This window comes from Stenotrophomonas sp. 109824_Sma (assembly GCF_056480025.1).
This window is the reverse complement of sequence record NZ_CM151078.1, coordinates 4,277,168-4,299,950: the sequence shown is the minus strand read 5'-3', so window position 1 is coordinate 4,299,950 and position 22,783 is coordinate 4,277,168. Positions and strand designations below refer to the sequence as shown.

At 67.5% G+C, this 22,783-nt stretch carries 23 protein-coding genes; 16 read left to right on the top strand and 7 right to left on the bottom strand.

Features of this window, described 5'->3' with window-relative positions; translation table 11 throughout:
• The first annotated feature begins 386 nt into the window (after positions 1 to 386).
• The 8 genes from rhlB to ACZK1G_RS20145 all read left to right on the top strand — a co-directional run bounded on the left by rhlB (position 387) and on the right by ACZK1G_RS20145 (position 7,495).
• On the top strand, positions 387 to 2,108 hold the full coding sequence (gene rhlB, locus ACZK1G_RS20180) for an ATP-dependent RNA helicase RhlB (RefSeq protein WP_049447301.1): 1,722 nt from the start codon (positions 387 to 389) through the stop codon (positions 2,106 to 2,108).
• Between the two features lie 158 nt (positions 2,109 to 2,266).
• On the top strand, positions 2,267 to 2,953 hold the full coding sequence (gene ftsE, locus ACZK1G_RS20175; protein WP_005419728.1) for a cell division ATP-binding protein FtsE: 687 nt from the start codon (positions 2,267 to 2,269) through the stop codon (positions 2,951 to 2,953).
• Positions 2,954 to 2,956: 3 nt separating this feature from the next.
• On the top strand, positions 2,957 to 3,904 hold the full coding sequence (gene ftsX / locus ACZK1G_RS20170; protein ID WP_014038703.1) for a permease-like cell division protein FtsX: 948 nt from the start codon (positions 2,957 to 2,959) through the stop codon (positions 3,902 to 3,904).
• 7 nt (positions 3,905 to 3,911) lie between these two features.
• Positions 3,912 to 4,754 (top strand): response regulator, encoded by an 843-nt coding sequence (locus tag ACZK1G_RS20165; RefSeq protein WP_049424094.1) that lies wholly within the window; start codon positions 3,912 to 3,914, stop codon positions 4,752 to 4,754.
• Positions 4,751 to 5,464 carry a uracil-DNA glycosylase gene (gene ung / locus ACZK1G_RS20160; RefSeq protein ID WP_005419723.1) on the top strand — a complete coding sequence of 238 codons (714 nt, stop codon included), beginning with the start codon at positions 4,751 to 4,753 and terminating at the stop codon, positions 5,462 to 5,464. Before ACZK1G_RS20165 ends, ung begins: the two co-directional genes overlap by 4 nt.
• A gap of 278 nt (positions 5,465 to 5,742) precedes the next feature.
• Positions 5,743 to 6,618 carry an RNA polymerase sigma factor RpoH gene (gene rpoH / locus ACZK1G_RS20155; protein ID WP_006473441.1) on the top strand — a complete coding sequence of 292 codons (876 nt, stop codon included), beginning with the start codon at positions 5,743 to 5,745 and terminating at the stop codon, positions 6,616 to 6,618.
• A 171-nt stretch (positions 6,619 to 6,789) separates the two neighbouring features.
• Positions 6,790 to 7,179: a type II toxin-antitoxin system RelE/ParE family toxin gene (locus ACZK1G_RS20150; protein WP_101766178.1), complete on the top strand. Its 390-nt coding sequence runs from the start codon at positions 6,790 to 6,792 to the stop codon at positions 7,177 to 7,179.
• On the top strand, positions 7,163 to 7,495 hold the full coding sequence (locus ACZK1G_RS20145) for a helix-turn-helix domain-containing protein (RefSeq protein ID WP_101766177.1): 333 nt from the start codon (positions 7,163 to 7,165) through the stop codon (positions 7,493 to 7,495). Before ACZK1G_RS20150 ends, ACZK1G_RS20145 begins: the two co-directional genes overlap by 17 nt.
• Positions 7,496 to 7,618: 123 nt before the next feature.
• On the opposite strand, the gene purD is transcribed toward ACZK1G_RS20145, so the two are convergent.
• From purD to purH, 3 genes are read right to left on the bottom strand one after another with little or no spacing between them, the layout of a single operon-like run.
• The gene (gene purD / locus ACZK1G_RS20140; RefSeq protein WP_049446501.1) at positions 7,619 to 8,902 is read right to left on the bottom strand and encodes a phosphoribosylamine--glycine ligase; all 1,284 of its coding nucleotides are present in this window, start codon (positions 8,900 to 8,902) and stop codon (positions 7,619 to 7,621) included.
• Between the two features lie 58 nt (positions 8,903 to 8,960).
• The gene (locus tag ACZK1G_RS20135) at positions 8,961 to 9,839 is read right to left on the bottom strand and encodes a hypothetical protein (RefSeq protein WP_049446503.1); all 879 of its coding nucleotides are present in this window, start codon (positions 9,837 to 9,839) and stop codon (positions 8,961 to 8,963) included.
• 16 nt (positions 9,840 to 9,855) lie between these two features.
• Positions 9,856 to 11,439: a bifunctional phosphoribosylaminoimidazolecarboxamide formyltransferase/IMP cyclohydrolase gene (gene purH, locus ACZK1G_RS20130; protein WP_049446506.1), complete on the bottom strand. Its 1,584-nt coding sequence runs from the start codon at positions 11,437 to 11,439 to the stop codon at positions 9,856 to 9,858.
• 223 nt (positions 11,440 to 11,662) lie between these two features.
• Here purH and ACZK1G_RS20125 point away from each other — a divergent pair, with 223 nt between their 5' ends.
• The 6 genes from ACZK1G_RS20125 to ACZK1G_RS20100 are packed head-to-tail and all read left to right on the top strand — an operon-like array spanning position 11,663 to position 17,463.
• Complete coding sequence (locus ACZK1G_RS20125) at positions 11,663 to 12,280, top strand: CDP-alcohol phosphatidyltransferase family protein (RefSeq protein WP_049446509.1); 618 nt, start codon at positions 11,663 to 11,665, stop codon at positions 12,278 to 12,280.
• 34 nt (positions 12,281 to 12,314) lie between these two features.
• Positions 12,315 to 14,066: a bifunctional alpha/beta hydrolase/class I SAM-dependent methyltransferase gene (locus ACZK1G_RS20120; protein WP_101766176.1), complete on the top strand. Its 1,752-nt coding sequence runs from the start codon at positions 12,315 to 12,317 to the stop codon at positions 14,064 to 14,066.
• A gap of 23 nt (positions 14,067 to 14,089) precedes the next feature.
• Complete coding sequence (locus ACZK1G_RS20115; protein WP_197622209.1) at positions 14,090 to 15,394, top strand: phosphatase PAP2/dual specificity phosphatase family protein; 1,305 nt, start codon at positions 14,090 to 14,092, stop codon at positions 15,392 to 15,394.
• Positions 15,391 to 15,828 carry a hypothetical protein gene (locus ACZK1G_RS20110; protein WP_101766174.1) on the top strand — a complete coding sequence of 146 codons (438 nt, stop codon included), beginning with the start codon at positions 15,391 to 15,393 and terminating at the stop codon, positions 15,826 to 15,828. The genes ACZK1G_RS20115 and ACZK1G_RS20110 overlap by 4 nt, the downstream gene beginning before the upstream one ends.
• A 13-nt stretch (positions 15,829 to 15,841) precedes the next feature.
• A complete protein-coding gene (locus ACZK1G_RS20105; protein WP_014038692.1) occupies positions 15,842 to 16,471 on the top strand; it encodes a lysophospholipid acyltransferase family protein in 630 nt (209 codons plus the stop codon).
• A complete protein-coding gene (locus tag ACZK1G_RS20100; RefSeq protein ID WP_049446524.1) occupies positions 16,468 to 17,463 on the top strand; it encodes a phosphatidate cytidylyltransferase in 996 nt (331 codons plus the stop codon). The genes ACZK1G_RS20105 and ACZK1G_RS20100 overlap by 4 nt, the downstream gene beginning before the upstream one ends.
• A gap of 189 nt (positions 17,464 to 17,652) precedes the next feature.
• Here the strand turns inward: ACZK1G_RS20100 and fis are convergent, their stop codons facing one another.
• From fis to prmA, 3 genes are all read right to left on the bottom strand, one after another.
• Positions 17,653 to 17,928, bottom strand: coding sequence for a DNA-binding transcriptional regulator Fis (gene fis / locus ACZK1G_RS20095; RefSeq protein WP_005419706.1), 276 nt, complete (start codon positions 17,926 to 17,928; stop codon positions 17,653 to 17,655).
• A 115-nt stretch (positions 17,929 to 18,043) separates the two neighbouring features.
• The gene (locus ACZK1G_RS20090) at positions 18,044 to 18,811 is read right to left on the bottom strand and encodes a DUF3426 domain-containing protein (RefSeq protein ID WP_049443245.1); all 768 of its coding nucleotides are present in this window, start codon (positions 18,809 to 18,811) and stop codon (positions 18,044 to 18,046) included.
• Between the two features lie 42 nt (positions 18,812 to 18,853).
• A complete protein-coding gene (gene prmA, locus ACZK1G_RS20085) occupies positions 18,854 to 19,774 on the bottom strand; it encodes a 50S ribosomal protein L11 methyltransferase (protein WP_049443246.1) in 921 nt (306 codons plus the stop codon).
• A gap of 164 nt (positions 19,775 to 19,938) precedes the next feature.
• Here prmA and ACZK1G_RS20080 point away from each other — a divergent pair, with 164 nt between their 5' ends.
• Positions 19,939 to 20,910: a hypothetical protein gene (locus tag ACZK1G_RS20080; protein WP_049443247.1), complete on the top strand. Its 972-nt coding sequence runs from the start codon at positions 19,939 to 19,941 to the stop codon at positions 20,908 to 20,910.
• A complete protein-coding gene (locus tag ACZK1G_RS20075; RefSeq protein ID WP_014038687.1) occupies positions 20,907 to 21,281 on the top strand; it encodes a hypothetical protein in 375 nt (124 codons plus the stop codon). Before ACZK1G_RS20080 ends, ACZK1G_RS20075 begins: the two co-directional genes overlap by 4 nt.
• A gap of 128 nt (positions 21,282 to 21,409) precedes the next feature.
• On the opposite strand, the gene accC is transcribed toward ACZK1G_RS20075, so the two are convergent.
• Positions 21,410 to 22,777, bottom strand: coding sequence for an acetyl-CoA carboxylase biotin carboxylase subunit (accC, locus tag ACZK1G_RS20070; protein ID WP_006473295.1), 1,368 nt, complete (start codon positions 22,775 to 22,777; stop codon positions 21,410 to 21,412).
• Positions 22,778 to 22,783 lie beyond the last annotated feature (6 nt).

Sequence of the window (22,783 nt, the reverse complement as noted above, 5' to 3'; positions counted from 1 at the left end):
GGACGCTCACGGCCGGCAGTGTACCCCTATCGCAGGGCAGGGACAGGCGCCGGCTGGAACCCAGCGTATCGTGATCGCTTCGATGGCCGGTATGTGTCGGATTTCACTGTCTTCCTGTACATGGGGCTGGCAGTGGGCAACACCAGCGACCCCGGGCAGGCCGTTCAAGTCCGGTGTGGCTGGGTGAAGGGCGCCGTCTCTTGACTTTATGAGACGGGTCATTCCGGTTTGCCTGCCCGAGTGCGTTAAACTGGGGCATTGTGCGGCGCGCGGACCGGGTGGTCCCAGCCTGCCAACCCGCCGCAGGGGCCGCAGTTTGCGACGGTGCCCCTAGACGATGAAGTGCCAGCCGCCCCACGGGCCGGCGGCCATACCAAGACGGACTCATGAGCGACAAACCGCTGACCGATTTGACCTTCTCCTCCTTCGAGCTGCATCCGGCCCTGCAGGCCGGCCTTGAAGGAGCCGGATTCACCCGCTGCACCCCGATCCAGGCGCTGACCCTGCCGGTCGCGCTGCCCGGTGGTGATGTTGCCGGCCAGGCCCAGACCGGCACCGGCAAGACCCTGGCCTTCCTGGTCGCTGTCGTGAACCGCCTGCTGACCCGCCCGGCCCTGGCCGACCGCAAGCCGGAAGATCCGCGCGCGCTGATCCTTGCCCCGACCCGCGAACTGGCCATCCAGATCCACAAGGATGCGGTGAAGTTCGGTTCCGACCTGGGCCTGCGTTTCGCGCTGGTCTACGGCGGCGTGGATTACGACAAGCAGCGCGAGCTGCTGCAGCAGGGCGTGGACGTGATCATCGCCACCCCGGGCCGCCTGATCGACTACGTCAAGCAGCACAAGGTGGTTTCGCTGCACGCCTGCGAGATCTGCGTGCTGGACGAAGCCGACCGCATGTTCGATCTGGGCTTCATCAAGGACATCCGCTTCCTGCTGCGCCGCATGCCGGAACGCACCATCCGCCAGACCCTGCTGTTCAGCGCCACCCTCAGCCATCGCGTGCTGGAGCTGGCCTACGAGCACATGAACGAGCCGCAGAAGCTGGTGGTCGAAGCCGAGACCATCACCGCTGCCCGCGTGCGCCAGCGCATCTACTTCCCGGCCGACGACGAGAAGATCCCGCTGCTGCTGGGCCTGCTGTCGCGCAGCGAAGGCGCGCGCACCATGGTGTTCGTCAATACCAAGGTGTTCGTCGAGCGCGTCGCCCGTTCGCTGGAAAAGGCCGGCTACCGCGTCGGCGTGCTGTCCGGCGACGTGCCGCAGAAGAAGCGCGAGAGCCTGCTCAACCGCTTCCAGAAGGGCCAGCTGGAGATCCTGGTGGCCACCGACGTCGCCGCGCGCGGCCTGCATATCGACGGCATCAAGTACGTCTACAACTACGACCTGCCGTTCGACGCCGAAGATTACGTGCACCGCATCGGTCGTACCGCGCGCCTGGGCGAAGAGGGTGATGCGATCAGCTTCGCCTGCGAACGCTACGCCATGGGCCTGCCGGACATCGAGGCCTACATCGAGCAGAAGATCCCGTCCGAGCCGGTCACCAAGGAACTGCTGACCCCGCTGCCGCGCCCGGAACGCCCGGCCCCGGCCGCTGGCGAGGAAGGTGAGGAGAACGAGAGCGTCGGCCAGATCTTCCGTGAAGCGCGCGAAGCCCGTGCCGCCGAAGAAGAGCGTCGTGGTGGTGGTCGCAGTGGTGGCCGCTCCGGCGGCGGCCGTGGCGAGCGTCGCGACGGTGAGCGCAGCGGCGAGCGCCGTTCGCGTGGCCCGCGCAAGCCGCGCGTGGAAGGCGAGCAGGCCGCAGCTGCCCCGGCCGAAGGTGCCGAAGCCGCTGTCGCCCAGGCCCCGCGTCCGCCGCGCCCGCCGCGTGCCGAGGGGGCACCGGAAGGTGCCGTGGATGGCGAGCGCAAGCCGCGCAAGCGCCGTCGTCGTCGCCACGGCCGTCCGGTCGAGGGTGGCGAGGGCGTGCAGGCCAACGCCGGCAACGGCGCCAGCCCGGTGACCCCGGTGCAGGTGGTGGCCAAGCCGGTGCGTACGGCCGCCGATACCGGCGATTCGTTCCTGACCCGCATCGGCCGCAAGATCCGCCGGATGCTGTCGGGCAACTAAGCCGCCGATGGTGGGTGCGGACCTTGATCCGCACTGCCCCATGGGGTGGGGTAGTGCCGGCCGCTGGCCGGCAACCCACACAGCTGCCGGCCAGCGGCCGGCACTACCGATCGCGCGACCGTCTCCACGACGTCGCGCCGCTCCTGCATAATCGGGGCATGAGTGTCCTGCGCTTCGACAATGTCAGCAAACAGTACGCCGGTGGCCACGAGGCACTGACCGATGTCAGCTTCGAGGTCGCGCCGGGCGAGATGCTGTTCGTCACCGGCCATTCCGGTGCGGGCAAAAGCACCCTGCTCAAGTTGATCCACCTGGACGAGCGGCCCAGCCGCGGCGCGGTGGTGTTCGACGAGCGCAACCTGCTGAAGGTGCGCGGCGGCGACGTGCCCCGCCACCGACGCGCGGTGGGGGCGGTCTACCAGGACCACCGCCTGCTGATGGACCGTTCGATCGCCGAGAACGTGGCGCTGCCGCTGATCCTGCGCGGTACCCGCCGTGGCGACATCAACAAGCGCGTGCGCTCGGTGCTGGAACGGATGGGCCTGGGCCACCGCGAGAAGGCGCTGCCTTCGCAGCTGTCGGCCGGCGAGCAGCAGCGCGTCGGCATCGCCCGCGCGATCGTTGGTGAGCCCAAGTTGCTGGTGGCCGATGAGCCGACCGGCAACCTCGACCCTACCCTGGCGGCGGAGATCATGGCCCTGTTCGCCGAGCTGCCCTCGCGCGGCACCAGCGTGCTGGTGGTCAGTCACGACCTGCCGCTGCTGCGCCGCATGCGCAAGCGCGTGCTGATCCTCGACCACGGCCGGCTGGTGGATGACATCTCGCCGCAGGACCTGGCGGAGTAACCGATGGCGAAGAACGAAAACAGCGAAGCCGCCGCCCCCTCGCGTGTGGGTGTCTGGTTCCAGCACCACGTGCACAGCGTGGTGTTCAGCCTGGGCCGCGCCTGCCGCAAGCCGTGGGCGACCCTGCTGACGGTGATGGTCATGGCGCTGGCACTGGCCCTGCCGCTGGGGCTGTCGATCGCGCTGGACAACCTCAAGCAGTTCGCCGGCAGCGTGCAGCAGTCGCGCGACATCAACGTGTTCCTGAAGGGCAACGTCGATGGGCCCGGCGCGCTGCGCCTGGCGGGCCAGCTGCGCGACCGCGACGACGTGGCCGAAGTGAACGTGCGCACGCCCGAGCAGGGCCTGCAGGAACTGCGCGATGCCGGCCTCGGTGAGGCCATCGACGCACTCAACGACAATCCGCTGCCCTCGCTGCTGGTGATCACCCCCGGCCAGGGCAAGGACGATGCACGCCTGGCGCGCGCGCTGGAAAGCCTGCCCGAGGCCGACCTGGTGCAGCACGATGCGCTGTGGCGCCAGCGCCTGGATGCCTGGCTGGCCTTCGGTGCGCGGCTGGTGCAGGTGCTGTCGGTGCTGCTCGGCGTGGGTGCCGCGCTGGTGGTCGGCAACACGGTACGCCTGGACATCCAGGCCCGCCGCGAAGAGATCGGCGTGCTGCAGCTGCTCGGCGCCAGCGATGGCTTCATCCGTCGCCCGTTCCTGTACCTGGGCGCGTGGTACGGCCTGGGCGCCGGCGCGGTGGCGCTGGCCCTGATCGGCGCCGCCGGTGCCGCCCTGCGCATGCCGCTGGCCGAACTCTCGCGCAGCTACGGCAGCCCGTTCGTACTGCACGGCCTGGACCTGCTGCATGGCGGCCTGGTCCTGCTCGGCACGCTGCTGCTGGGTTGGCTGGGCGCCTGGCTGGTCACCGGCCACTTCCTCCGCCAGACCCGCCCGACCGACACCTGAGACCGGCATGCAACCGCAAGCGCTGAAGCACCTTGAAGGGCCCGCGACGCGGGTGATGGTGGTCGATGGTTCGAAGCTGGTGCGCAAGCTGATCGCCGACGTCCTGCAGCGTGACCTGCCCGGCGTGGAGGTGATCGGCTGCGACAGCATCGAGGATGCGCAGCAGGCGCTGGCGCAGGGCCCGGTGGACCTGGTGACGACCTCGCTGACCCTGCGCGATGGCGACGGCCTGGCGCTGGCGCGGATGGTGCGCGAAGCGGCCGGCCAGGCCTATGTGCCGGTGATCGTGGTCTCCGGCGATGCCCAGCAGCACCTGGAGCAGCGCCGCTTCACCGAGTACGTCACCGACTATTTCGACAAGGCGCTGGGCCACGAGGCACTGGCGACCTTCATCCGCGGCTACGTGCAGCCGCAGACCATTCCCGGCGCCACCATCCTCTATATCGAGGACAGCCGCGTGGTGGCCGAGGCCACCAAGCGCATGCTGGAACGCCAGCAGTTGAACGTGCTGCACGTGGTCAGTGCCGAAGAAGCGTTCACCCTGCTCACCGCCGAGTCGCTGGGCCGCAGTCGCCACCGCATCGACCTGGTGCTGACCGACGTCACCCTGAAGGGCGAACTGAGCGGTCGCGACGTGGTGCAGCGCGTGCGCGTGGACTTCGGTTACGGCAAGCGCCGCCTGCCGGTGCTGGTGATGACCGGCGATGGCAATCCGCACAACCAGACCGGGCTGCTGCAGTCCGGTGCCAACGACCTGGTGCTCAAGCCGATCGAAGAACGGCTGCTGGTCACCAAGGTGCTGTTCCAGCTGCGGCTGGCCCGATTGAACGATGGACCCCTGTTGCGATGATGGATGAAGTAGCCGACACCCCGACGATCCAGCTGGAACCGAGCTGGAAGCAGCATGTCGGCGATTACCTGTTGCAGCCGCAGATGCGCGAGCTGTCCAGCTTCCTGCGCCAGCGCAAGGCCAGTGGCGCGGCGGTGTTCCCGCCCGGCCCGCAGATCTTCGCCGCGTTCGACGCCACGCCGTTCGAGCAGGTGAAGGTGGTCATTCTCGGGCAGGACCCGTACCACGGCCGCGGGCAGGCGCATGGCCTGAGTTTCTCGGTGCCGCCGGGCGTGCCGGTGCCGCCGTCGCTGCTGAACATCTACAAGGAGATCGAGAGCGATCTCGGTATCCCGCGTCCGGACCACGGCTGCCTGATCCCGTGGGCGCAGCGTGGCGTGCTGCTGCTCAATGCGGTGCTGACGGTGGAGGAGGGCAAGGCCGGTGCGCACCAGGGGCGTGGCTGGGAAGGCTTCACCGACCACGTGGTGGACGTGCTCAACCGCGAGCGCGAAGGGCTGGTGTTCATGCTCTGGGGCGCCTATGCGCAGCAGAAGGGCAAGGTCATCGATACCCGCCGCCATCGCGTGCTGAAGTCGCCGCATCCGTCGCCGCTGTCGGCCCACCGTGGCTTCCTCGGCTGCCGGCATTTCTCGATGGCCAACGAGTACCTGCAGCGCCGCGGCCAGGCCCCGATCGACTGGTCGCTGCCGCCCCGCTCGGCGCTCTGACCGTCGGTGGGTGACCGGGGCTGAACGCCGGGCAACGTTTCCGGGCCTGAATGGGTCCTGCGGACGGCCCGTTCAGCTCCGCTTGACCGGAATTGGCCGGTTTCCAGTAGGTAATTGCTTGAATTCCAAGGGATTGTGAATCCCGAAAAGCATGCTCGCCACTGTCATCAAATCGCGCTACGGTAGGGCTCTGTTTGGGACCAGTGTTGCATCAATGGGACGCTGGAACTTTTTCCTCCTTTAGCAGTCCAAATGCCGGACTGCTAAGATGGGTGCCTATGAGCCAGAACACCTCTACTGCCCTTGTGGCAAACAATCTCCCGATTCCCAGTGCGCTCGGTTCGCTGGACGCCTACATCGGTGCCGTGCACCAGATCCCGGTGCTGTCGGTCGATGACGAACAGGACCTGGCCCGTCGCTTCCGCGACGGTAACGATCTGGACGCCGCCCGCGAGCTGGTGCATTCGCACCTGCGCTTCGTGGTGCACGTGGCCCGCGGCTACAACGGCTACGGCCTTGCGCTGGGCGATCTGATCCAGGAAGGCAACATCGGCCTGATGAAGGCGGTCAAGCGCTTCGACCCGGACATGGGCGTGCGCCTGGTCTCCTTCGCCGTGCACTGGATCCGTGCCGAGATGCACGAGTTCATCCTGAAGAACTGGCGCATCGTGAAGGTCGCCACCACCAAGGCGCAGCGCAAGCTGTTCTTCAACCTGCGCAAGTCGAAGACGCGCCTGGGCTGGATGAACGCGGCTGAGGTGAGCGCGGTGGCCAAGGACCTGAACGTGTCCGAGCGCGAGGTCATGGAAATGGAGTCGCGCCTGTCCGGTCGCGATATCGGTTTCGATGCGCCGACCGACGAGGACAACGAGCACGCGCCGCCGTCGCCGGCTGCGTTCCTGGTCGCCAACGATGAAGACCCGTCGATGGCCTACGAACGTGCCGACAGCGAAGACAACCAGATGCAGCTGCTGCGCGAAGGCCTGGCCGAGCTGGACGCCCGCTCGCGCGACATCATCCGCCGTCGCTGGCTGGACGCGGACAGCAAGGTGACGCTGCAGGAGCTGGCCGACGAGTACGGCGTGTCGGCCGAGCGCATCCGCCAGGTTGAAGCGAATGCGCTGAAGAAGATGAAGGCGCTGTTCACCGCGTAAGCGGGGTGGCGTTGAAGCGATGAAAAGGCCCGGCATTGCCGGGCTTTTTCTTTTTGGTGGCGTTCTCATCCACGCATGGCGTGGCTCTAGTCTGACGCCAAAGCGGTGATTGCGCCGACCGGATCATGTGCTGGATGCTGATGTTCACGCCGTACCACGCAGTGGCACGGTATGATCATGCCACGCGTCTTCCGCACACGAAGTTTCAATCGCAGCATGCGCAGGACCACCCTGTCCGACGCTGCGCTGTACCGGTCGGTACGTGAAATGGAAGGGGGTCTGGTGGATGCTGATCTTGGCGGCGGAATCTTCAAGAAGCGCGTTGCCTTGCCGGGGCGAGGAAAGCGTGGGAGCGTCCGAACCATCGTCGCCACACAGCGAGGCGGGCATTGGTTCTTCCTTTTCGGCTACGAGAAGAATGAACGTGCTGCAATCACGAATGCGGAACGCGATGCGCTGCAGCTGTACGCATCGGAGTTCTTGAAAATGAGTACGGCGCAGCTGAATCGTGCCGTGCAGTACGGGGATCTACAGGAGATCAGCCATGACGAAGTCCCCTGAGCGACGGCGCGCGAAAAGTGCGCTTCTTGAGGCGGTGCATGATGCGGCTGTGAGTCTGCACGCACATGGCTTCATCGATAAACGTCGATTGAGCAGCTACGAAGCGCTTTGCCTTGAGCCGGTCCCTGAATACAGCAGTGCCCAGATCCGTGCCCTGCGTGCGTCATTGCAGCTCAGTCAGCCGGTCTTTGCTGGAGTTCTCAATACCAGCGTTTCCACCGTACGCAGCTGGGAACAGGGCGAGAAGAAGCCCAGCGGACCATCACTGAAGTTGCTGAACCTGATTGATCGGAAGGGACTCGAAGCAGTCCTGTAAAGCAAAGGCCCGGTTCTGCCGGGCCTTTGCTTTTCCGAGGTGTTCAATCCACGCGTGGCGTGGATCTACCCCGGCGGTGTGGCGCCTGTAGAGCCACGCCATGCGTGGCTGCGGCGCCGGACCTCAGCCCTCGCGTGCGATCGCGCGCCAGCCGATGTCGGTGCGGTGGAATTCGTTGGCCCAGGTCACCTTGGCCACGCCGGCATAGGCCTTTGCCTGCGCATCGCGCACGCTGTAGCCAAGCGCCGCCACGCACAGCACGCGGCCGCCGGCACTGACCACCTGGCCCTGCGCGTCCAGCGCGGTGCCGGCATGGAACACCTTGGCACTGGCCGGCACGTCGTCCAGGCCGGAAATCACGTCGCCGGTGATCGGCGCTTCCGGGTAGGGCTTCGCGGCCAGCACCACGCCCAGCGACGGGCGTGCATCCCACTGTGCTTCTACCTGGTCCAGGCGGCCGTCGATGGCGGCTTCCACCAGCTCCACCAGGTCCGACTGCAGGCGCAGCATCACCGGCTGGGTTTCCGGGTCGCCGAAGCGCACGTTGAACTCGATGACCTTCGGTGCGCCGCTGGCGTCGATCATCAGGCCGGCATAGAGGAAGCCGGTGAACGGGATGCCGTCGGCGATCATGCCCTGCACGGTGGGGTTCACCACCTCACGCATCACGCGTGCATGCACCTCCGGCGTCACCACCGGGGCCGGCGAATAGGCGCCCATGCCGCCGGTGTTCGGGCCGGTATCGCCGTCGCTGACGCGCTTGTGGTCCTGCGAGGTGGCCATCGGCAGCGCATGCACACCGTCCACCATCGAAATGAAGCTGGCTTCCTCGCCGTCGAGGAATTCCTCGATCACCACGCGTGCGCCGGCATCGCCGAACGCGTTGCCGGAGAGCATGTCTCGCACCGCGTCTTCGGCTTCGGTCAACGTCATTGCGACGATCACGCCCTTGCCGGCGGCGAGGCCATCGGCCTTGACCACGATCGGTGCGCCCTTCTCGCGCACGTAGGCCAGCGCAGCGTCCACGTCGCTGTGCACGGCGTAGAACGCGGTAGGGATGTTGTGGCGGGCCAGGAAGTCCTTGGCGTAGGCCTTGCTGCCTTCCAGCTGCGCGGCAGCGGCGGTCGGCCCGAAGATGCGCAGGCCGGCGGCGCGGAAGCGGTCGACCACGCCGGCCACCAGCGGTACTTCCGGGCCGACCACGGTCAGCGCCACGCCTTCAGCCTGGGCCAGCGCCAGCAGACCGTCGATATCGGTGACCTTGACCGCCACGTTGCGGCACTTGTCTTCGCTGGCGGTGCCGGCGTTGCCGGGCGCCACGATCACTTCGGTGACACGGGAGGACTGGGCCAGCTTCCATGCCAGGGCGTGTTCGCGGCCGCCAGAGCCGATGACAAGTACGTTCATCACGAGATTCCAGATTGCGTGGGAAGGGAGGATCGATATCCCCGGCGGCGCGCGTGGTTCACTCGCAGCCTTCGCGTCGCAGCGATTCGGGGAAGGAGTAGGCCCAGGTCTTCGGGTCCAGGGTAAAGCGGTGCTGCTGCCGGACCTGCTTGCCACCACAGGTGATTCCGGTTTCCTCGATCAGCAGTGGCCAGACCCGCGCGCTGCGGTCGCTGTCGTCGAAACGCAGGGCGAAATCGATGCTGAAGCGGCGGGTGCGGCAGTCGTTGGTCGTGTCGGGGTCGGTGCTGGCATCGACCGTGTCGCACTCGTACTGGGCGTCATTGTCGATATGGCTACGCACGCTGCCACTGGCCACCAGGCCGTTCGGGCCCGGCAGGATCAGCGACTGCGAGAGCAACGAGAAACCCTGCCCGAACCAGCCGTCCTCGACGCGGAAACCATAGAAGTCGCTGCCGGCGCGGATGATGCTGGCGGTGCCGGGCTGGCCGCCGCTGCCGAAGCGCTGGCCGGTCAGTTCGCTGGCCACTTCAAAGCCCTCGCCATTCGGGCGCAGCACGAAGAACTCGATGGTTCCCGGGTCGATGTGCGCGCCATCGACCAGCGCACCGCACACGGCCAGCAGCTGTTGCCAGCTGTCACCGCTCACCACCGGTTGTTCCGCGCAGACCTGCCAGTCCATCGCATGGGTGTCGCCATCGTCGGTCCAGCTGCCGCGCCATTCACCGGAGAGCTTGGCGTTGCTGCCGTAGCGCTGGACCAGGAAGGCCTGCAGCCGTGCGGTGCGGCTGACATGCTGCGCCGGTGAGGCGGGGGCCACCGGCGGCGCATCTGCCTTCGGGCCCGTGCTGGGCTCGGCAGCAGGCTTGCAGCCCGCCAGCACGGCCGCACCCGCGAGGGCGAGGGCGGCCAGCGATTTCATCGAAACTGTGGACATCCGTGTCGCTCCAGGATCAATGGCGGAAGTGGCGCACGCCGGTGAACACCATGGCCAGACCATGTTCGTCGGCGGCGGCAATCACTTCGGCATCGCGCATCGAACCGCCCGGCTGGATGACCGCCTTGATGCCGGCGGCAGCGGCGGCGTCGATGCCGTCGCGGAACGGGAAGAACGCGTCGGAGGCCATCACCGAGCCCTCGACTACCAGGTTCGCATCGGCGGCCTTGATGCCGGCGATGCGGGCCGAGTACACGCGGCTCATCTGGCCGGCACCGACACCGATGGTGCGGTTGTCCTTGGCATAGACGATCGCGTTGGACTTCACGAACTTGGCCACCTTCCAGGCGAACAGCAGGTCGGTGAACTGCTTGTCGGTCGGCGCCAGCTTGCTGACCACCTTCAGTTCATCACGGGTCATGCCGCGGTTGTCCGACGACTGCAGCAGCAGGCCCGAGCCGACGCGCTTGCTGTCGAAGTTGTTCAGGCCATCGCCGTGCGGGATGCGCAGCACGCGCACGTTGGCCTTCTTCTGCGCGTATTCCAGCGCAGCCGGCTCGTAGTCCGGGGCAATCAGCACTTCGACGAACTGGCGGTCCAGGATCACCTTGGCAGTGGCGGCGTCCAGCGGTTTGTTGAAGGCGATGATGCCGCCGAAGGCGCTGGTCGGGTCGGTGGCGTAGGCCAGCTCGTAGGCATCGCCGTTGCCAGCACCGACGGCCACGCCGCATGGGTTGGCGTGCTTGACGATGACGCAGGCCGGCGCATCGAACTGGCGTACGCATTCCCACGCCGCATCGGCATCGGCCAGGTTGTTGTAGCTCAGTTCCTTGCCCTGCAGCTGCTGGAAGGTGGCCAGCGTGCCCGGCACCGGGTACAGGTCGCGGTAGAACGCGCCGCTCTGGTGCGGGTTCTCGCCGTAGCGCAGGTCCATCACCTTCACGAAGGTGGAATTCATCTGCGCCGGGTACTCGGCACGGGCCGGCACCGCGGCGTCGGTGGCGGTGACCGCCGACAGGTAGTTGCTGATCGCCGCATCGTACTGGGCGACGCGGTTGAACGCGGCCACCGAGAACGCGAAGCGGGTGGCAGCCGTCAGCTGGCCGTTGTTGGCCTCCAGCGAGGCCAGCAGCTCGGCGTACTGCGACGGGTCGGTGGCCACTGCCACGCGGGCAAAGTTCTTGGCCGCCGAGCGCAGCATGGCCGGGCCGCCGATGTCGATGTTCTCGACCGCGTCGGCCAGGGTGCAGTCGGCCTTGGCGGTGACCGACTCGAACGGGTACAGGTTCAGCACCAGCAGGTCGATGGCACCGATGCCGTGCTCGGCCATCACTGCATCATCCAGGCCCGAACGGCCCAGCAGGCCGCCATGCACCATCGGGTGCAGGGTCTTGACCCGGCCGTCCATCATTTCCGGGAATCCGGTGACCTCGGCCACGTCCTTCACGGCCAGGCCCGCATCGCGGATCGCCTTGGCGGTGCCGCCGGTGGACAGCAGCTCCACGCCGCGTGCCGCCAGCGCAGTGGCCAGCTCGACCAGGCCGGTCTTGTCGGAAACGGAGAGGAGGGCCCGGCGGACGGGCAACAGATCAGCAGTCATGGGACAGAATCGGCAGCGGAGCGGGGCCGATATTGTAGGCGGTGGGGGCCGGTGGCGGGCGCTGGAAGGGGTAATTGGCCTCGGCAATCGGTGCATGGCCGCGTCAGGCACATCGATCCGACCGGATCCGGTGGCGGGGCTGCGGGCCGGAGCCGGGTTGCCGGAATCTGTCGACGATGGGGTAGGCTGTGCCCGCACTGCCAAGGATTAGCGGGTACAGATCGTGTCGATCTATGCATTGAAAGGACGTTTCCAGGACCTGTTGCGTCCGGCCGTACGCGGTCTGTACCGCATGGGAATCACCGCCAACGCGGTGACCGTGGCCGCCGCCGTGGTCTCGCTGCTGGTGGCCGCCGCCGTCTGGTGCTGCGCGCCGGCCCAGCCCCTGCTGTACCTGCTGCTGCCGCTGTGGATGCTGCTGCGCATGGCGCTCAACGCCGTGGACGGCATGCTGGCCCGCGAGTTCGGCCAGCAGTCGCGGCTGGGCGCCTACCTGAACGAGCTGTGCGATGTGATCGCCGACGCGGCGCTGTACCTGAGCCTGCTCAGCGTGCCGGGCGTACGCCCGGAGGCGCTGTGGCTGCTGGCCTGGACGGCGGCCCTGAGCGAGTACGCCGGCGTGCTGGGGCTGATGGTCGCTGCCAGCCGCCGCTATGACGGCCCGATGGGCAAGAGCGACCGCGCGTTCGTGATCGGTGCGCTGGGCCTGCTGCTGGCGTTTGAGTGGGTTGGCGCGATGACGGTCACTGGCGTGGCCGCGGCCATGGCGGCGCTGTGCATGCTGACCATGATCAACCGGGTCCGTCGCGGACTGCGGGAATCGGCGGTTTCGCCGAATTAATCAAGCAGATACAAAAAGACAATCAGGAGATTGCATGCGTCAGGCGCAGGAACGGGAATTCCACAGCTTCGACCAGGTACCGCTGTTCTACCGGTACTGGGCGGGCACCACCGCAACGCCGGCCACCAAGGCCATCGTGCTGCTGCACCGCGGCCACGAGCACTCCGGGCGTGTCACCCACCTGGTCGATGAGCTGGACCTGCCCGACACCGCCTTCTTCGCCTGGGATGCGCGCGGCAATGGCCGTTCGCCGGGTGCGCGTGGCGATGCACCGGGCTTCCCGGCGCTGGTGCGCGACCTGGACAGCTTCATCGCCCATATCGGCGCCGAGCATGGCATCGCGGTGGAAGACATCGTGGTGATCGCGCAGAGCGTGGGGGCGGTGGTCGCCGCGACCTGGGTGCACGATTACGCGCCGCGCCTGCGTGCGCTGGTGATGGCTTCGCCGGCGTTCAAGGTGAAGCTGTACGTGCCGTTCGCGCGGCCGGGCCTGGCCTTGATGCAGAAGCTGCGTGGCAACTTCTTCGTCAACAGCTACGTCAAGCCGCAGTGGCTGACCCATGATCCGGCGCGGGTGGAAAGCTACCGCACCGACCCGCTGATCACGCGGCCGATCTCGGTGCGCGTGTTGCTGGGCCTGTACGAAGCGGCTGACCGCATCGTTGCCGATGCGCAGGCGATCAGCGTGCCGGTGCAGCTGCTGGTGTCCGGCTCGGACTTCGTCGTGCACCGTGGCCCGCAGGACCGCTTCTACGAGCGCCTGTCCAGCCCGATCAAGGAGCGCGTGCACCTGCCGGGCTTCTTCCACGACACGCTGGGCGAGCGCGATCGGGCGCCTGCGCTGGCACGCATCCGCAGTTTCATCCAGGCGCGTTTCGCCGAGCCGCTGCGCGAGCTGTCACGGCGCGACGCGCACCGCCATGGGCCGACCTTCGAGGAATCGGAGATCCTGGCGTGGCCACCGGAGCGTAACAGCCTGGCCGACCTGCGCTGGCGCGTGGTACGTGGCGGCCTGCGTTTCGGCGGTACGTTGTCCGAAGGCATCGCGCTGGGACTGCAGACCGGTTTCGATTCGGGCAGCACGCTGGACTACATCTATCGCAACGAAGCGCGTGGCAAGGGCCCGCTGGGGCGGATGGTCGACCGCAACTATCTGGATGCGATCGGCTGGCGCGGCATCCGCATTCGCGGCCAGCACCTGCAGGAACTGCTGCGCGACGCTGCCCAGCGCCTGCGCGGGCAGGGCACGCCGGTGCGCGTGCTGGATGTGGCTGCCGGCCATGGCCGCTATGTGCTGGAAGCGCTGGGCCAGGGCGAGCAGCGCGCCGACCGCATCGTGCTGCGCGACTTCAGTGATCTGAACGTGACCCAGGGCCAGGCGTTGATCGAGCGCCTCGGTGCGGCCGACATCGCACGCTTCGAGCAGGGCGATGCGTTCGATCCGTCGCAGTTGGCCAAGGTCGATCCGTCGCCCACGCTGGCGGTGGTGTCCGGCCTGTACGAACTGTTCCCCGACAACGACGCCGTGCTGCGCTCGCTGCAGGGCATCGCCGCAACGGTGCCGGTGGGTGGCTACCTGGCCTACACCGGCCAGCCCTGGCACCCGCAGCTGGAGTTCATCGCGCGCGCATTGACCAGCCACCGGGGTGGCGCAGCGTGGGTGATGCGCCGCCGTACCCAGCAGGAAATGGATGAGCTGGTGCGCCTGGCCGGGTTCGAGAAGGTGGCGCAGCGCATCGATGACTTCGGCATCTTCACCGTGTCGCTGGCTCGCCGGACCGCGTGATGGCGACGCTCGCTGCAACCCCGCTGGCCGCGGAAGGGCGCCCCTGGCGGCGCGCCCTGCTGTGGCTGGCGCTGCTGGGCCCGTTCTTCTTCGCCAGCTATGGCTTCGCCAACTGGATGGCCGGCCGCCATGCCGAACTGCCGGTGATGGCGTTCGGATGGGAAACGCAGATTCCGTTCGTGCCCTGGACGATCGTGCCGTACTGGTCGATCGACCTGTTCTACGCGATCTCGTTCTTCCTGTGCCGGCGTCGGCTGGAACTGGACCGGCACGCGCTGCGGCTGTTCAGTGCACAGCTGATCGCCGTGAGCTGCTTCCTGCTGTGGCCGTTGCGCTTCAGCTTCGAGCGGCCGGAGATCGGCGGCGTGTTCGGTTGGCTGTTCGATGTGCTGCTGGGCTTCGACAAGCCGTTCAATCAGGCGCCGTCGCTGCACATCGTGCTGCTGATCGTGTTGTGGGTGAAATTCGCGCAGTACCTGCAGGGTGCCTGGCGTTGGGTGCTGCATGTGTGGGCGCTGCTGATCGGTGTCTCGGTGCTGACCACGTTCCAGCATCATTTCATTGATATCCCGACCGGCCTGCTGGCCGGTTGGCTGTGCGTCTGGCTGTGGCCGGAGCAGGGCACGCCGCCATTGCGCGCCTGGCGCACCGTGCGTGATGCCAAACGTTGGCGATTGGCAGCGCTGTACCTGCTGGGGGCCGCTGTATTGCTGGTACCGGTGGTGCTTCTGCGTGGCGCGGCGTTGTGGCTGCTGTGGCCGGTGGTGTCGCTGCTGCTGGTAGCGCTGGCCTATGCCGGGCTGGGCACGGTGGTGTTCCAGAAGCGCGCTGATGGGCGCCTGACCATGGCGGCGCGCTGGTTGCTGGCGCCGTACCTGGGCGCGGCATGGATCAATTCGCGGCTGTGGACGCGGCGTGCGCCACAGCCGGTGCCGGTGATGGATGGCGTGTGGCTGGGGCGCATTCCCTGTGCTGCGTTGCCAGCCCCCTTGGTCGGCGTGGTCGATGCCTGTGCTGAACTGTCCTGTCGTGCACCGGGCGCGGCGTATGCCAGCGTGCCGATGCTGGACCTGGTAGTGCCCACGCCGGAACAGCTGCGCGCGGCGACCGAGGCGATCGAGCGCCTGCGCATGCAGGGGCCGCTGCTGGTGTGTTGCGCGCTGGGCTATTCGCGCAGTGCTGCCAGTGTGGCGGCCTGGCTGCTGCGCAGTGGTCGTGCCGCCGATACCGATGCCGCGGTGGCGATCGTGCGCGCGGCACGTCCCGGTATCGTGCTGGGCGCGGCGCATCTGCATGCCATCACTGCTGCAGCGGGAGCACGCACGTGAGTACGGTTCCCGATCTGGCGACCATGCAGCTGCTGCTGCGGCAGGGCCGTTGGCCGGCGTTGCTGTCGTTGGGCCTGTTGCTGGTGGCGTTGCTGCTGCTTGGCACCGAGCCGGACCTGGCGATGGTTGCTGCCGGCCTGCTGCTGGTCAGCGTCGTCGTCGGGCTCGCACAGGCCTACCACGCATGGCGGGTCGGGCTGGATGCCAGCCTGCTGCAGCTGCTGCGCGATGAAGGCCTGGAGGGTGACGCCGCTGCGCGCCGTACCGACCAGCTGCTGCACGACAGTGGCCTGCGCCGCGCCGCGCCCGACGCGCCGCTACGCGGTTGGGACCTGCGCTGGGCCGGCATGCGCCGCCTGCTGCTGCGCCAGTACCTGCTGACAGCGGTGCAGGTGGTGCTGCTGGTGCTGGCCGTGGTGTGGCCGCAGACGTGAACGGGAGGAGCTGATGTTCGCCGAACTGATTGCCCGCGCCTGCAGTGGCGCGATCCATGTGGTGACCGGTGCGCGCGCGCTGTGGATCGGCTGCGCGCCGTCCAGCGAGCGCCGCGTGTATTACGGCAACCACGCCAGCCATGGTGACTTCGTACTGATCTGGTCGTCGATGCCACCGGCATTGCGGCGCCAGGTGCGCCCGGTTGCCGCAGCCGAGTACTGGCAGCGCGACGGCCTGCGCCGCTACCTGATCGATGCGGTGTTCAACGGTGTGCTGGTCGAGCGCGAGGCCGGTCATCGCCAGCAGGACCCGTTGCAGGTACTGCGCGATGCGGTGGATGAAGACTGCTCGCTGATCCTGTTCCCGGAAGGCACGCGCAATGTCGGCGATGAACCGCTGTTGCCGTTCAAGAGCGGCATCTACCACCTGGCGCGGCAACGGCCGGAACTGGAGTTCGTGCCGGTGTGGATCGACAACCTGAAGCGGGTGATGCCGAAGGGCCGGTTCCTGCCGCTGCCGCTGCTGTGCACGGCCACCTTCGGCACGCCGCTGCGGTTGCAGGCCGACGAGGATAAGGCTGCGTTCCTTGCGCGCAGCCGGCAGGCGCTGCTGGACCTGGCGCCTAATGGAGGGCGCGCATGAGTTATCTGATGGATGTGTCCGGCGACCTGGCAGCGCGCAGCGTGGGCCAGCAGACCGGCCTGCTGTTCGCCGGTGTCGGCGCGGTGCTGGTGCTGGCCACGCTGGTGGCCGAGACCCTGCGCTGGCGCCAGCGTGGGCGGCCCAGCGCGGTGATCGCAAACCTGGTCTCGCGCATCCGCGCGTGGTGGGTGATGGCGATCGTGGTCGGGCTGGCGCTGTTCTTCGGCCGTGCCGGGGTGATCGTGCTGTTTGCGATCATCTCGCTGTTCGCGCTGCGCGAGTTCATCACCCTGGCGCCGACCCGTTCCGGCGACTACTACGCGCTGCTGGCCGCGTTCTACATCGTGCTGCCCTGGCAGTACTACCTGGTGTGGATCGACTGGTACGGCATGTACACGCTGCTGATCCCGGTCTATGCGTTCCTGTTCCTGCCGATCCTGTCGACCATTGGTGGCGATACCACGCACTACCTGGAGCGCACGGCGAAGGTGCAGTGGGGGTTGATGATCTGCGTGTTCTGCATCTCGCACGTGCCGCTGCTGCTGAACCTGCACGTGCCCGGCCATGACCCGTCGCGCAACGTGTTGCTGTTCGCCTTCCTGGTGATCGTGGTGCAGTCCTCGGACGTGCTGCAGTACATCTGGGGCAAGCTGCTGGGCAAGCACCTGATCGCGCCGAAGCTGTCGCCGTCGAAGACGGTGGAGGGCTTCGTGGGTGGCGTGCTGAGCGCCAGCGCGCTGGGGGCGGCGCTGTGGTGGATCACCCCGTTCACGCCGCTGCAGGCGTTCGGCCTGTCGCTGCTGATCAACCTGATGGGATTCTGGGGCGGCCTGGTGATGTCGGCGATCAAGCGCGACCGCGGCATCAAGGACTGGGGCCACATGATCGAGGGGCATGGCGGCATGCTCGACCGGCTGGATTCGGTGTGCTTCGCCGCGCCGGTGTTCTTCCATGTGGTGCGGTACTACTGGAAGGCGGGCGGCGGCGGCTGATTCCGCGGGGGCTGCATCCACGCATGGCGTGGATCTACTGGACGGGGCGGGGCGGTTGATCGCCGGGGTGGCATCCACGCATGGCGTGGATCTACTGGAGCCGGTAGTGCCGGCCGCTGGCCGGCAACGGCAACATCCTGCCATCGTTCATGGGGTTGCCGGCCAGCGGCCGGCACTACCCGCGCGCGCTTACGCGCTGATGCCGTATTCCTTCAGCTTCTTGCGCAGGGTGGCGCGGTGGATGCCCAGCATCGCGGCGGCACGGCTCTGGTTGCCTTCGCAGTGGTTGAGCACTTCCACGAACAACGGGATTTCCATCTCGCGCAGAACGATCTCGTAGACATCGTCCGCGTCGCAGCCATCGAGGTCACGCAGGTAGCGGCGCACGGACTGGGCGACGTGTTCACGCAGCGGTGGCCGGGGAGCGCCACGACTGTTGTCAGGACGAGAGAGGACAGCGTTCAAGGGGGTTCCCGATCTGGTTGGCCCGTGCGCGCGGAGCGCGCGGCCGGACGAGGTGGTGGCGGCCAGTCTAGCGCGAGCGTGCCCGACCTGCCACGGCTGGTCGCCTCTACCCTGGTCAGAGGAAGTCGAAGGTGAATGCGACGGTGGACGCGGCAGGCTCCTGCACGCGGAACGCGATGCGCGCACTCTGGCCTGGTTCCAGCAGGGCCGCGCCGGGGGCCTCGCCGAGGTACTGCGCCGGTGCGAACACGCCGCTGCCGATCACCCGGCCATCGGCATCGGACAGCGACAGGCGCAGGTCCGGCCAGGCCTGTGCCCAGCGCGCATCGTTGCGGATGCTGGCCTGCACCTGCAGCACGCCGGCCTGGCCCGGCAGCGGTCGGATTTCGCGGCTGGTCATGGTGAACGCGGTGGGCTCGTGCCAGGCCGGCAGGCTGCAGCGCAGTGCGCCGCACAACGCGCCCAGCCAGGCGCGGTTGCCGGCGTCGGCGGCCAGTCGCGCACGATCGGCCAGCACGCTCTGCAGTACCAGCAACAGTGCCAGCCCGGCGACCAGCACCCAGTGCCAGCGCGGCGTCGGCAGCGTGCGCGGCCGCGAAGTGCCCAGGAAGCTCGGCGCATCGCCGGCCACGGCCTGCGCGGCCGGGACGGGTTCGATCACGGCCGCTTTGTCGAGGATGACGGTGTCATCGATCTGTCGCGTCTCCGCCATTGGCGGCAACGCCGCGTCGATCGGATCGCCCGGATCGCCGCTCTCCGCGGCAGGGATGTCATGCACCGCCGGGTCGGGCGTGTGCGCATCGGTCGCAGGTGCGGCCTCGCCTTCCGACGTGGGGCGCAGGAAGGTGGCCAAAGGGCGGCGCGGCGGGTTCGGCTCGGACATGCTCAGGGCGCGGGCTCGGATCCAGCAGTCATTCAATCACGATCAGGCGCGGCGTACGCCGGTGATGCGCATCCAGTCGCCATCCTGGGTGGCCTGCAGATCGTCGAACCACGCGGCATAGCGCTGCAGCAGTTCGCCTTCCTGGCCATGCAGGATGCCCGACAGGGCGATGCGACCGCCGGCGGCGACGCGTGCGGCCAGCAGTTCGGCCAGCGCATCCAGCGCCGAGGCGAGGATGTTGGCGACCACGATCGGATAGGTGGCGACCGGTTCGTCCTGCGGCAGGTACACATGCATGCGGGCCTGCTCGCCATTGCGCTCGGCATTGTCGGCGGTGGCGACCAACGCTTGCGGGTCGTTGTCCACGCCGATCGCTTCGGCGGCGCCCAGCTTCAGTGCGGCCAGCGCGAGGATGCCCGAGCCGCAGCCGAAGTCGAGCACGCGCTGGCCCTGCAGTTGGCCCTCCACGGCCAGCTGGTCCAGCCAGCGCAGGCACAGGGCGGTGGTCGGGTGGGTGCCCGAGCCGAAGGCCAGGCCCGGGTCCAGCCGCACCACGGCGGCATCGGCGGCCTGCGCGGCGTCCGGCAGTTCATGGTTCCACGGCACGATCCAGGTACGGCTGCCGAAATCCATCGGCTGGAACTGGTCCAGCCAGGCGCGTTCCCAGTCTTCGTCTTCGACCGCGCGGAAGCTGCCATTGCTCCAGTCCAGCTCCGGGTCGAAGGATTCCAGTGCGGCCAGCAGCAGCAGCGCATTGCTGTCGGCGGGGAACAGCGCGCTCAGCACCAGAGTGTCCCACAGCGGCGTTTCACCCACGCCGGGTTCGAGGATGGCCTGTTCGTTGCTGGTGTCGGCTTCGGCATCGAGCAGGGTCACGGCCAGTGCGCCGACGTCCTCCAGCGCATTTTCATAGCGGGGCTGGGTGGCTTCGGTGCAGCGCAGGGTCAGTTCCAGGAACGGCATGGCGGTGGGGACAGTCGCGGGAAAGGGGGCCATGCTAGACCATCGGGGCGTCTCCGTATTGCCTGAGATGCTGCCTTGAGATGAACGGGGGCAGTTCAGACAGGCCTGTCAGGCCTTGCTAAACTCGGCGCTTTCCTGTGTGCCGTGAACGCTCACACCCGCCGATGGCCTTCGCTCCGACCCTGAAAACCTGGTTGCTCGTACTGCCGGCGGTGGCCGTGCTGGGCGTGGCCGGGTATCGGGCCAGCGGCCATGCTGCGGGCGAGGCATCGCCGTCGGCGTCGCCGGACCTGCCGCTGGCCGTGGCCAGCCATGACAGCGGAGCGCCGCTGCCGGCGGTGCCGGAAGCACTGGCGCGGCGGCTTGCGGCCTTCGAGCGCGGCAACACGCTGCCGTCGGGCCTGCCGCTGGACCTGCGCGCCGACATCGAAGATGCCAGCGACCTGTATGCCTACGCCCAGCGCCTGCGCGCACAGGCCGACAACGGCAATCACGAGGCGCGCTGGATGCTCAGCCGCGTCTATGACTATTGCGCGCAGTACGCACTCGATCCGGGCGGCTACCGCCTGGACAACAACGTACTGAGTGGGTTGGGCCTGACGGCGGCGCCGGCGATGATCGAGGCGCGTGAGCGCGTGGCGCAGCGCTGCGGCGGATTCGTGCCGGGCGACAAGCTGGGTGCGGCGCTGGTGCTGTCCGAGCGCCGCAAAGCGGCCGCACAGGGCAACCTGGCCGCGGAAGCAGCGCTGTTCGCCGAAGGTGAGCCGCTGAAAGACAGTGCCGAATACCGTCGCGACCTGGTCGAGCGCGTGCGCACCTCGCGCGACCCGGAGGCCTACATGGCCATCGCGCCGGCCATGGGCGTGCGTGCTGCCGGTGACCGCGCGCTTGACGGCCTGGTGGCGGGCGAGCAGCTCAGTGAACTTGCATGGCGGCTTGCGGCCTGTGAACTCGGTCTAGCCTGTGGAGCGGACAGCGTGCTGGTCAACAATTTTTGTGCGAACGGAGGGATCTGTTCGCAGGATGGAGCGCAGGATTTCCGGGATTTCGTGTATGACGCTGCGGTATCGCGGCAAGGTGCTGGGAAAATGAAGGAATGGATCAAGCGATTGGTTGGAAAGAGGGACGGGCGATGAATTACCGTCGATTCCTGCATGGGGCCAAGTTCTGGTTCTGGGTGGCGCTGTTCGTGGCCTACTCGGCCGGCGCGGTCGGCCTGCTGATGATCGATACCTACGAGGACCGCTACCGGCATCTGTCGAAGGTGGAGCTGACCACGGTGAAGGCGCAGGAAGACGTGCGCCGTGCCGGTGCCAGCCAGGTCGCTGCGGTCTATCGCGCGCAGAGTGGCATGCCATTCGCTTCACTGCCGGCCGGCAGCACCTTCCAGGTGGTGTGGCCCGATGGTTCCACCGAAACCATGGTGATCGTCGACCCCACCTCGCCCAATGGCGTGCGGCCGCTGGCCAACTCGCAGATCCCGGCGACGGCGGCGGACGCGCGCTGAGCCTGTCTGGGTAGAGCCGGGCAGGCCCCGGCTGTGCTTTCCGGCAAGCCGAGCATGGGCTCGGCTCTACAGAAACAGAAAAGGGCGGGGAGATCCCCGCCCTTTTCATGTCCAGCACCTGGCGCCGATCAGGTCAGTGCGATCGGCTTGTTCTTGCGCTCGGCAAGGCGCTTTTCCAGGTAGTGGATGTTCTGGCCACCGGCCTGGAAGCCCTTGTCACGCATGATCCGCTGCTGCAGGGCGATGTTGGTCTTGATGCCATCGACCACCATTTCGCTCAGTGCCACCCGCATGCGGGCGATGGCGGTTTCGCGGTCCGGGCCGTGCACGATCAGCTTGCCGATCATCGAGTCGTAGTTCGACGGCACGCGGTAGCCACTGTAGATGTGGGTATCCACGCGCACGCCGGGGCCACCCGGCGGATGGAAGCCGGTGATGGTGCCCGGGCTCGGCACGAAGGTCTCGGCGTCTTCGGCGTTGATGCGGCATTCGATGGCATGGCCGGTCAGCACCACGTCGCTCTGCTTGATCGACAGCTTCTGGCCGGCGGCGATCTTCAGCTGCTCGGCCACCAGGTCGATGCCGGTGACCATTTCGGTGACCGGATGCTCCACCTGGATGCGGGTGTTCATTTCGATGAAGTAGAAGCGGCCGTCCTCGTACAGGAACTCGAACGTGCCGGCACCGCGGTAACCGATGCGCACGCAGGCTTCGGTGCACACCTTGCCGATCTGCTCGCGCTGCTCGGCGCTGATGCCCGGTGCCGGTGCTTCTTCCACCACCTTCTGGTGGCGGCGCTGCATCGAGCAGTCACGCTCACCCAGGTGGATGGCGTTGCCCTGGCCGTCGGCCAGCACCTGGATCTCCACGTGGCGCGGATTTTCCAGGAACTTTTCCATGTAGACCTCGCCATTGCCGAACGCGGCCTTGGCCTCGCTCTTGGTGGTTTCGATCGAGGTCTTCAGCGAGGCTTCGGCGTGCACCACGCGCATGCCGCGGCCACCGCCGCCACCGGCCGCCTTGATGATGACCGGGTAGCCGATCTCACGGGCGATCTTGGTGTTGGCGACGATGTCCTCGCCCAGCGGGCCGCCCGAGCCGGGCACGCACGGTACGCCGGCGGACTTCATCGCGCGGATGGCTTCGACCTTGTCACCCATCATGCGGATGGTGTCGGCCTTGGGGCCGATGAAGATGAAGCCGGACTCTTCCACACGCTCGGCGAAGTCGGCGTTCTCCGACAGGAAGCCGTAACCCGGGTGGATGGCCTGGGCGTCGGTGACTTCCGCCGCGGCGATCAGTGCCGGGATGTTGAGGTAGCTCTGCGGCGACGGCGCCGGACCGATGCAGACCGACTCATCGGCCATGGCCACGTGCTTGAGGTTGCGGTCGACCGTGGAGTGCACGGCCACCGTGCGGATGCCGAGGGTATGGCACGCGCGCAGGATGCGCAGCGCGATTTCCCCTCGGTTGGCGATGACGACTTTGTCGAGCATGGCGTG

Bases quoted from the DNA above. Each gene is read 5' to 3' on its own strand.
- rhlB (WP_049447301.1), top strand. From the start codon at position 387: ATGAGCGACAAACCGCTGACCGATTTGACCTTCTCCTCCTTCGAGCTG.
- ftsE (WP_005419728.1), top strand. From the start codon at position 2,267: ATGAGTGTCCTGCGCTTCGACAATGTCAGCAAACAGTACGCCGGTGGC.
- ftsX (WP_014038703.1), top strand. From the start codon at position 2,957: ATGGCGAAGAACGAAAACAGCGAAGCCGCCGCCCCCTCGCGTGTGGGT.
- ACZK1G_RS20165 (WP_049424094.1), top strand. From the start codon at position 3,912: ATGCAACCGCAAGCGCTGAAGCACCTTGAAGGGCCCGCGACGCGGGTG.
- ung (WP_005419723.1), top strand. From the start codon at position 4,751: ATGATGGATGAAGTAGCCGACACCCCGACGATCCAGCTGGAACCGAGC.
- rpoH (WP_006473441.1), top strand. From the start codon at position 5,743: ATGAGCCAGAACACCTCTACTGCCCTTGTGGCAAACAATCTCCCGATT.
- ACZK1G_RS20150 (WP_101766178.1), top strand. From the start codon at position 6,790: ATGATCATGCCACGCGTCTTCCGCACACGAAGTTTCAATCGCAGCATG.
- ACZK1G_RS20145 (WP_101766177.1), top strand. From the start codon at position 7,163: ATGACGAAGTCCCCTGAGCGACGGCGCGCGAAAAGTGCGCTTCTTGAG.
- purD (WP_049446501.1), bottom strand. From the start codon at position 8,902: ATGAACGTACTTGTCATCGGCTCTGGCGGCCGCGAACACGCCCTGGCA.
- ACZK1G_RS20135 (WP_049446503.1), bottom strand. From the start codon at position 9,839: ATGTCCACAGTTTCGATGAAATCGCTGGCCGCCCTCGCCCTCGCGGGT.
- purH (WP_049446506.1), bottom strand. From the start codon at position 11,439: ATGACTGCTGATCTGTTGCCCGTCCGCCGGGCCCTCCTCTCCGTTTCC.
- ACZK1G_RS20120 (WP_101766176.1), top strand. From the start codon at position 12,315: ATGCGTCAGGCGCAGGAACGGGAATTCCACAGCTTCGACCAGGTACCG.
- ACZK1G_RS20105 (WP_014038692.1), top strand. From the start codon at position 15,842: ATGTTCGCCGAACTGATTGCCCGCGCCTGCAGTGGCGCGATCCATGTG.
- ACZK1G_RS20100 (WP_049446524.1), top strand. From the start codon at position 16,468: ATGAGTTATCTGATGGATGTGTCCGGCGACCTGGCAGCGCGCAGCGTG.
- ACZK1G_RS20090 (WP_049443245.1), bottom strand. From the start codon at position 18,811: ATGTCCGAGCCGAACCCGCCGCGCCGCCCTTTGGCCACCTTCCTGCGC.
- prmA (WP_049443246.1), bottom strand. From the start codon at position 19,774: ATGCCGTTCCTGGAACTGACCCTGCGCTGCACCGAAGCCACCCAGCCC.
- ACZK1G_RS20080 (WP_049443247.1), top strand. From the start codon at position 19,939: ATGGCCTTCGCTCCGACCCTGAAAACCTGGTTGCTCGTACTGCCGGCG.
- ACZK1G_RS20075 (WP_014038687.1), top strand. From the start codon at position 20,907: ATGAATTACCGTCGATTCCTGCATGGGGCCAAGTTCTGGTTCTGGGTG.
- accC (WP_006473295.1), bottom strand. From the start codon at position 22,777: ATGCTCGACAAAGTCGTCATCGCCAACCGAGGGGAAATCGCGCTGCGC.